Source organism: Leekyejoonella antrihumi, from assembly GCF_007845645.1.
Classification (GTDB): Bacteria; Actinomycetota; Actinomycetes; order Actinomycetales; family Dermatophilaceae; genus Leekyejoonella; species Leekyejoonella antrihumi.
Window position 1 is genome coordinate 1 of sequence record NZ_VCQV01000071.1, and the last position, 8,484, is coordinate 8,484.

Genomic DNA, 8,484 nt, shown 5'->3' on the forward strand with positions numbered 1-8,484 from the left:
CGCGTCGACTCCGGCGTCGTGGAGGGCGACGTCATCGGCGGCGCGTTCGACTCCCTGCTCGGCAAGCTCATCATCACCGGCCACACCCGCCAGGAAGCCCTCGAACGGGCCCGCCGCGCGTTGGACGAGTTCGTCATCGAGGGCATGCCGACCGTGCTGCCCTTCGACCGCGCCGTCGTGGCCGACCCGGCCTTCGCGCCGACCGGCGATCAGCCCTTCACCATCCACACCCGCTGGATCGAGACCGACTTCGACAACCAGATCGCCCCGTATACCGGGCCGCTACCCGAGTCGGGCGAGCCACCGGCCCCGCGGCAGGCCCTGGTGGTCGAGGTCGGCGGCAAACGCCTGGAAGTCACCCTGCCCGGCGACCTGCAACTCGGCAGCACCGGCGACGGCAACGGAGCCCGCAAGAAGGCCCCCAAGCGCTCCCGCTCCGGCGGCGCCGCCGCCGCAGCGAGCGGTGACTCCCTCACCGCGCCGATGCAGGGCACCATCGTCAAGGTCGCCGTATCCGACGGTGACACCGCGGCCGAGGGCGACACCATCATCGTGATCGAGGCGATGAAAATGGAGCAGCCGATCACCGCGCACAAGGCCGGCACCATCACCGGCCTGACCGCCCAGGTCGGTCAGACCGTCACCGCAGGCACCGTCCTGGCCGAGATCAAGGACTGACCTTCCACGGACGGCGGTCACCCCAACAGAACCGTCAGCCGACCGACTCGGCGTAAAACGGTCGATCTGCTGCATCGGTCAGACTTGAGCAGGAATGGCCACAATTTTGGCGCCCGGAGGGTGACGCCTTGCGCGGTGTGGGTAGCGAGGAACTGAGTGAGTCAGGAGAAAGTCCAGGCGCAGGAATCGGCACGTCGTTGGTACTGATTCCTGGCCTACTTGAGTTAGTTGGCGTCCCGTCCCCGTGCAGCTGACTCGATGAGGTTGTCTCCTGGGAGAGCATTCTCGGACTTGACGGCGTTGGTCCAGTCGTTCGTCGTGGCGACCGCAGCCCAGCTGGAGTTCAAGACAGCCATGATCGTCTCGTGCACCTGCTTTGCCGGCGCTGAACCGGCGGAATTCGCAATGTCGATAGCGCCGGTCGCATCAGACAACACCTCGACGGTGAATCCGAGGGGTTCCGCCGCAGCGGCGGAACCGATGACGCAGTTGTTCGTCATGTAGCCAACGAGGGTGATTGTGTCGATCTCGCGCTGGCGCAGCCATTCTTCGAGGCCAGTGTCCGCGAAGATGCTGGCAAAGGACTTCGTGAAGCGATATGCCGCGCCTTCGGCGCGCTTCGCGATCTCAGGGTGCAACTCGAAGGTTGACGACTCCGGCGCGAAGATCGGGAACCCTACGGGGGCTTGATGCTGAACGATGGCTGCCGGGATCCCGGCCTGCTCGGCAGCGTCCATCGCCTCGGCGATGCGAGCGATCGACTCATCGCGTGCAGGGTATTGGATCGGCAACAGTCCTTCGACATACTCCTGCTGTGCGTCGATGACGATGAGGGAGCGGTGCGGTGTGGACATGGGATCTCCGTTGAGTTGAGGTGGTGGGTGGCCTCCGGCGGATACCGGACGGTTCCAGGGCTACGCGGACCTACCGCAGTGCTCAGCCAGGAGTCTAATCGGGCGCTCACCTGCGCCATGGGAATGGGTTCCGGGTACAACCATGACCGCGTCGAGGTGGTAGGAGTAGGTGACGACCCTGGGATCACCCCAACTGCCCATCGTCACCCAGGCACCGAGCAATCCCTTCGCTCAAGCATCTGGTGATCACCAGTGGATCCATGTCAATCCTGTCGAGACGCCGAAGGGTCCTACCAGGTCCTGGCCCAGCGGTGAGCACCTGATCGAACGGCCAGGTCACCGGCGTAGTGAGGGGAGCAACCGGCGACTGCTGGAAGCCCTTCTGCTACTTGCTGGAGACCTCAAGGGTGTCGAACGGACGCCTTCTCCGAACAACCGATTGTCCGTAATGCAAGTGTGATCTGTCCCATTTGGGCGAGTTTGGCGCCGGTGCCGGCCAGGCTGAGATCAAGGACTGACCCTCACTGAACGGCGCTCACCCCAGCAGGACTCGTCGGTTGGCCTGGGAATCGAGTGCCTACGACCGTCGTCGACTCCATGCCGTTGACCACATCGTCCCGGTCGCCGTTGAAGACCGGTTATCGCGGCGGTCACGAGCCGACTGGGCGGACACCAGACACCCACTGGGGAAGCCTCGCCAGAGGGGGAACGTCACTTACGAAAGTGCAGGCGTGCGATCTGCGAGCAGCTGCTGCAGTCGGCCACGCAGGACCTGTGTCAGTGGGCTCTCCGGCTTCAGCAGCCGTCGCTCTTGCAACAGAGCGTCCACCACCTCGGTACGTCCGGCATGCAGGGCGCAGTCGAGGTAGGTCAGGTCGATTACGTCACGTTGCGCTGCTGAACCCCCGATCAAGTGGGAGGAGTAGCGGTGTGCCGCAAACAAGTCCATGGCGGCGGCGAAGTCGCGCTGTTGGATGGCTCGGAAGGCCTTGACAACGGGTAAGGCGGCCATCCGGGCGATGGTGGCCCGCTGGCTGGTACCGGCGCCTTCGGCCTCCAGACAGGCCGCGAGGCCCGCAAGGCCGTCGCCGTTGTTCGTGCCGGCAAAGGCCATCGCGGTGTGCAGGTCGGTGAACCCCATGTAGGCCTGGTCGGCTACCTCCTGGTAGCGCGATCCAACAGCGGCCCAGCGATCCCCGACGTCGGCGCCGGCCATACCAAGGCGCCAAAGCAGGGCGCAACTGTCATGCATCTTCATGAGGACGCTGTCCTCGGTGACTGCCATGTACCGGTCGTGCAGGGCGAGCGCCTCATCGAACTCGCATCGTTCGATGTGCATCAGCGCCAGGTGCCACGAGTTGTGCGATGCAAGGTAGTTCGTGCCGCCCCAGTCGGACTCCCTTCCGCGCATGAAGCTCACGCCAGCGTCGAGCTCGCCTTGCATCTCGTGGCAATGTATTCGCCCGTGGATAGCCCACGTGTCGCGCGGGTTGAGCTCAAGCGCGGCAAGCGCCGCTTGCTCGGCTCGCTGGTAGTGGCCGCACTCCTCCAACCCGAATGCCAGCATGCCCTGGATGAAGCCACCGTCCGGCTCGTCACTGCTCCAATGGCCGAGCACCCTGGCCGCTCTGTCGTGCGACCGGTGAGCCTGCCCCAGAAGGAAATCGACCTGATGTCCGAAGAGCAGAGCCAACAGGTCCCGCGGGTGGCGCGTGAGCACGTCCGCGTAGGCCGCCGACGCGCCGTACCAGTCGCCGGCGAGCCAGAGTCGGATCGCCTTCAAATGACCGAGTTCTCTGTCATTGGCCAGGCTCTCGCGCGCTGCGATCTGGGCTTCCTCGGCCTTCAGCATCGGTTGAAAGCGCGCATCCGAGGCAACCAGACAGGCGCCCGCCATGAGGCACCGAGCCATCACGAAGTCGGGATGCTCGACCAACAGCTGGCTGGTGGCTCCGATGGGGTCGGGCGCGTATCCAAGCAGCGCGCGCGCGGCGCCCGTGAATACGTCGATCGCGGCCTGGTCCTTGTAGGAGACCTCCGCGCCGAAGCCGTCAACGGGCATGGTCCACCTCGGCAAGCCAACCGTCCCGGGTCTGCGGGAGCTTCATCCCCAGCAGCGTGCTGGCGACCTGGTTGCGCAACATCTGCGCCGTCCCACCTCCGATGGTGAACATCCGGGCGTCACGGACCATCCGCTCGAGTGGAAGCGCGCGGTTGTAGCCCTGGGCACCGAACAGTTGCAGCGCGTCGTTGGTGACCCGGATGGCGTTCTCTGCGGCGAAGACTTTCGCCTGGGCTGCGAGCTGACGCTCGGGGAAGCCCGCCGGGGAGAGTCTCTGAGCCGCCTGGTAGAGCAGCCCGCGAGAGGCGGTCAGTCCGATCTGCATGTCGGCCAACATCCACTGCAGACCCTGGAACTCGGCCAATGGGCGGCCAAACTGCTCGCGGGACTTGACCCGGTCAACGGCAACCTCGAGGGCTCCTTGTGCGATGCCGTGGGCGACCATTCCGGCGCCGACACGCTGGCCGTTGTACGCGTCCATCAGCCCGGCGAAGCCACGACGCGCCTCACCCGGCGGACGCACGACGTCCTCTTCGGGAACGAACATGTTCTCGAAGTGAATGTACGTCTCGGGGATCCCACGCAATCCCATGGTGCGGTGCCGCTCACCGATTCTCAGGCCATCCGTCTTGTCACGGTAGGCAAGGAATCCCTGGATCCCCTGCTTCACACCGTCCTCCACGACCTGCGCGAACACCAGATGCACATGGCTGACACCGCCACCGGTGATCCAATACTTCGTGCCGTTGAGAATGTAGCCGCCATCGACCCGCTCGGCCGTGGTGGACATGCCGGTGGCGTCTGAACCCGCGTCCGGTTCGGTAATGAGGATCGCCGGCTTGTCACCTTCGAGCACGTACCCAGCCACCGTCTTCTTCTGGTCGGGTGTGCCGTATTTCATGACGGCACCGACACCGCCCATGTTGGCATCGACCACGATGCGCGCAGTGATGCCGCAGTTGCGGGCAACCTGCTCCACCACCAGCACCACGTCGAAGTAGCTCAGGCCCAGGCCGCCATACTCGACGGGGATGGTCATCCCCATAAAGCCGCTGTCCACGAGTTGCTTGACGGTATCCCACGGATAGGACTCGGTCCGATCGACTTCCGCCGCGCGCTCACGAATTGGCCCATCGGACAGCTCGCGTGCCCGCTCTTGAAGCTGGCTCTGCGCCTCGGTCAAGTCAAAGTCATACATTGAGTGAGTTCCCTTCGGATATGTTGGCAAGTTCGGTCAGTACTTGATTGGTGTGTTCCCCGCGCATCGGCGGTGGGAGGCGGTACTCGACGGGCGTCTCGGACAACTTGGTCGGATTTCCGATCAGCGAGACGACCCCTGTGGACGATGCTTGATGCGGCACCTCGATGCGCATCCCACGAGCAACTGCTTGAGGATCGGCAAATGCCTCGGCCACGGTGTTGATCGGACCGCCGGGTACGCCGGCACTCTCCATCGCGGCGAGCAGTTCGTCCCGCTCTCGCGCTGCGATGACAGGGGTCAGCAAGGTGATCAGTTCGCCGCGATTCTGCAACCGGGCTGGGTTGGTCGCGAACAGTTGGTCCGTGACCAGGTCCTTCACCTTGAGCACACTGCAGAGCGCAGCGAACTGCTTGTCATTGCCGCAGGCGATGATCAGATAGCCGTCACTGACCGCGAACACTTGATACGGCACGATGCTCGGGTGCTGGTTGCCCCGGCGTACGGGATTCTCCCCTGTCATCAAGGTTGCCACACCTTCGTTGGCCAACCAGGCGGTCATTACGTCCACCAGCGCGAGGTCGATCTGCTGGCCGCGACCGACGCGATCACGGTGGCGCAGCGCGGCGAGTATCGCCGTCGCGGCGTACATCCCCGTCATGATGTCGACGATCCCGACCGCGACCTTCATCGGTTCACCATCGGGCTCCCCGGTCAGCGACATGATCCCGCCCCAGCCCTGAGCGAGCAGGTCGTAGCCCGGCCTGTGGGCGTTCGGCCCGGTGCGCCCAAAGCCGCTGATCGAGCAGTAGACCAAGCGCGGAAAGCGCTCCTTCAGCGACTCGTAGTCGAGGCCTGCCCGGGCGAGGTCGCCTTGCTTGAAGTTCTCGACGAGGACATCCGCGCTCTCCAGCAATTCGACAACCGCACGCTGACCGTCGGCGGAGCTCAAATCAAGCTCAATCGACCGCTTGTTGCGATTGGCCGACAGGTAGTAGGCGCTTTCCTCAGTCGGGCCGCCTGCGCCGGCGAGGAATGGCGGGCCCCACCGTCTGGTGTCATCACCGACCATCGGGCGCTCTACCTTGATCACGTCGGCACCAAGGTCGCCGAGGAGCTGAGTGCAGTAGGGGCCCGCGAGGATTCGGCTGAGGTCAACGACGCGAACGCCCGCCAGCGCGCCCGTGCCGGCTGCCGAGCGGCCGGATTCCGGCGTGTGCTCAGGAGTCACAAGTTGCCCCGATAGCGCTCGATCTCGACCGCGGTGACCTGCTTATCGACGAAGGCCTGCTCGCGTTCGGCCTGTTGCAGATAAATGGCCTTCGCCTCGGCTCCCATCACACCGTCCAGGAAGTCAGACTCGCGGGCGAGCTCGACTGCCTCGTTCATGGACCGCGGCAGCAGCTCGTAGCAGTCCTTCTTACAGGCATCGCCGCGCTCTGGATCGAACTTCGGAACGAGTCCCTGTTCGATCCCGTCCAGTCCCGCCGCAAGCTCACAGGCGAGCAAGTAGTACGGGTTGCTGTCCGCGGCAGCATCTCGCTTCTCGACTCGCACGGCCGAGTCGCTGCCTTCCAGAACGCGCAGCGACGCAGTCCGGTTGTCATAGCCCCACGCATTGTTGATCGGGGCGAACATCCCGGGTTGACGGCGCCGGTAGCCATTCGGAGTCGCGCTGGAAACGACCGACATCTCCGCCATCCGCTTTTGCAGGCCGGCGAGAAAGGCGAGCCCCATACTGTTCATGCTCCCGTGGTCCGCGAACACGTTGACGCCGTCACGCCACAGGGAATGGTGCGTATGGAAACCCGAGCCACTTCGATCGATGAAGGGCTTGGCCATGAACGTCGCGAGGTAGCCGTGCCGGGCCGCGATGTCTTTGACGGTGTTGCGGAACAGCACCACCCGGTCAGCGCCGGTCAGCGCCTCGTCGTAGCGCAGGTTGACCTCGACCTGGCCGGCTGCATACTCCGGGTTGGACTGTTCGACCGGGATCCCGATGTCGGCAAGTCCATTGCGGATCGGGCCGAGAATGGGCTCCATCTCGGCGGATCGCAGCATGCTGTAGACCTGCAGGCCGCTTTGCCGGGGAAGCATGGTCTCTTCGTCGAGCAGGTAGAACTCGAGCTCCGTGCCGACACGTGAGCAGAGTCCCAGGTCGCGCGCCCGCTCAACCTGGCGAACCAGCGCATTGCGTGGATCAACCGGCACCGGGAGATGGTCAGCCGTCTCGGTGACCGCGAGACAGATGGCGATTCCCGGGTCCCACGGGCAGGCCATCGGCGCCGATGACGGAAACATATGGATGTCCGGATACCCGTTGTCAAACCCTGCGAACGGCGTATCCCACACATCGCAGGTGACATCCATCGCAAACATCGCACCGATGATCGCGATGCCCTCCGCGCAGGCGCGTGGCCACTGCGATGCGGGGATGTACTTGCCTCTCATAATTCCGTTGAGATCGCCGAACCCGAGGGACACCGTGTGCACGCCCTCCGGAAGCGGGTACTGCGGTCGCGTGGTTGCGTCGTTCATTGGTCGACCTCCGATAGGTGCTGCTCAAGTTCTTCCGTTACACGCACGGGTTCTTCCGATCTGTGCTCAAGCTGGGAAATGCTCAAGTTTGTGCCGAACAACGAGCCCAGTTGTTCGTAGCGTTCGGGTCGACGGACCTTCATGTGGTGGGCGAACCCGAAGCCGAGCAGCATGAGGGCGAAGATGATCTCGGGGAACGCCTTCACGACGACGCTCGAGGTACCGGCGACGTACTCGATGTGCTGAGACATCAGCACCAGGCACCCCAACAGGCTGAGGGTGGACAGTGTCGGTGCGATCGCCCGGCTCCATAGCGAGACACCGCGGCTGTTGGCGGCGAAGTAGCGCACCACGGAGATCGATACCAGGACTTGCATCATCAGGATGCCGACCGCAGTGAACGCTGAGCACCACCCGACCACCTGCGTCGGGTCGAGTCGCAGCACAGTGAACAGCACGACGGCGGCCGCGATTACGATGAACTGCACAGCGCCCGCCACGTGTGGCGACTGGTGGCGCGGGTGGGTGGCGCCGAGTCGCCGATCGACGATGCCTTCGTTGCCGACCACCCACAGATACCGGTTGACGGTGTTGTGGAAAGAAAGCACACAGGCGAACAACGACGTGCACATCAGTATCTGAAGGAGCACGACGAAGAAGCCGCCGAGATGATGCTGCATTGAGCTCTGGTAGAGGCCGGTGAAGTTCTTGGTCGCTGCCGTGACGATGTGACCGGGGCCGTAGTCCAGCGAGATCGTCCAGGTGCAGACCGCATAGAACACAGCAATCAACAGCACTGCGATGTACGTCGCCCGAGGGACCGTGCGACGCGGGTCCCTGGCTTCCTGACCGAAGATCGCGGTCGCCTCGAACCCGATGAAGGACGACACGACGAAGACGAGCGCGACGCCGAGGTCGCCGGCGGGGTTCCCCGAGGTCAGCGACGAGAGCCCGAAGCCATGGAGAGTGATCCCGGAAGGTCCGCCGCCGGCCAGCAAGATTGCACCCGCGAGGATGGTGAGCAGCCCTACCCCGGGGATTTCATCGGGTGAGGGTCGCGGAGTGCGTGGCGTGAGCTGAAAAGTGCCCCTGACCTGGGAAGATAGTGATTGCGAAGTCCCTATCTGATCCAGTTCGAGGAGCACCTTCCAGGT

7 protein-coding genes are annotated in these 8,484 nt (G+C 64.1%); 1 reads left to right on the forward strand and 6 read right to left on the reverse strand.

What is annotated here, in order from left to right:
* Positions 1–678, forward strand: a 678-nt coding sequence (locus tag FGL98_RS24025; protein WP_342780006.1) for an acyl-CoA carboxylase biotin carboxyl carrier protein subunit, incomplete at its 5' end; no start/stop codon positions are given.
* A gap of 224 nt (positions 679–902) precedes the next feature.
* On the opposite strand, the gene FGL98_RS24030 is transcribed toward FGL98_RS24025, so the two are convergent.
* The 6 genes from FGL98_RS24030 to FGL98_RS24060 form a co-directional block, all read right to left on the reverse strand.
* The gene (locus tag FGL98_RS24030; protein WP_146321282.1) at positions 903–1,532 is read right to left on the reverse strand and encodes an isochorismatase family protein; all 630 of its coding nucleotides are present in this window, start codon (positions 1,530–1,532) and stop codon (positions 903–905) included.
* A gap of 715 nt (positions 1,533–2,247) precedes the next feature.
* The gene (locus FGL98_RS24040) at positions 2,248–3,594 is read right to left on the reverse strand and encodes a tetratricopeptide repeat protein (RefSeq protein WP_146321286.1); all 1,347 of its coding nucleotides are present in this window, start codon (positions 3,592–3,594) and stop codon (positions 2,248–2,250) included.
* A complete protein-coding gene (acdA, locus tag FGL98_RS24045) occupies positions 3,584–4,792 on the reverse strand; it encodes a 3-sulfinopropanoyl-CoA desulfinase (protein WP_146321288.1) in 1,209 nt (402 codons plus the stop codon). The genes FGL98_RS24040 and acdA overlap by 11 nt, the downstream gene beginning before the upstream one ends.
* On the reverse strand, positions 4,785–6,023 hold the full coding sequence (locus FGL98_RS24050; protein ID WP_146321289.1) for a CaiB/BaiF CoA transferase family protein: 1,239 nt from the start codon (positions 6,021–6,023) through the stop codon (positions 4,785–4,787). Before FGL98_RS24050 ends, acdA begins: the two co-directional genes overlap by 8 nt.
* Positions 6,020–7,330, reverse strand: a complete 1,311-nt coding sequence (locus FGL98_RS24055) for a glutamine synthetase family protein (protein WP_146321291.1) — start codon at positions 7,328–7,330, stop codon at positions 6,020–6,022. The genes FGL98_RS24050 and FGL98_RS24055 overlap by 4 nt, the downstream gene beginning before the upstream one ends.
* The coding region (locus FGL98_RS24060) for an APC family permease (protein WP_146321293.1) at positions 7,327–8,484 on the reverse strand (1,158 nt) is incomplete at its 5' end. The genes FGL98_RS24055 and FGL98_RS24060, both read right to left, overlap by 4 nt.